The organism is Mesorhizobium sp. M7A.F.Ca.MR.362.00.0.0 (genome assembly GCF_004023175.1).
Lineage (GTDB): Bacteria > Pseudomonadota > Alphaproteobacteria > Rhizobiales > Rhizobiaceae > Mesorhizobium.
Window position 1 is genome coordinate 1 of sequence record NZ_RZTF01001131.1, and the last position, 236, is coordinate 236.

Below are 236 nucleotides of genomic sequence, written 5' to 3' on the forward strand. Positions count from 1 at the left end.
GTACATATTTGTTCAGCATTTCCTGCATGATATTCCTAGCTTCCTCCATTTCACTTACCTTCTTTATTTCTCCGAATGCCATGATACTCCAATAAGCAGTATCCGTTTTTGCAGGAACAGGATTGCTCATTGTGCCAAGCTCTTCGCAAATGGTGAAGCAGCCTGCGGGGTTTGCTTCGATAATGCGCACCTTTCTGCCTTCATCAGCACCGTGAAAGTAAATGGCCTTGTTATAC

At 44.1% G+C, this 236-nt stretch carries 1 protein-coding gene; it reads right to left on the reverse strand.

What is annotated here, in order from left to right:
• A partial coding sequence (locus EOC06_RS39380; RefSeq protein ID WP_206631478.1) for a pyridoxamine 5'-phosphate oxidase family protein occupies nt 1-236 on the reverse strand: 236 nt, incomplete at both ends.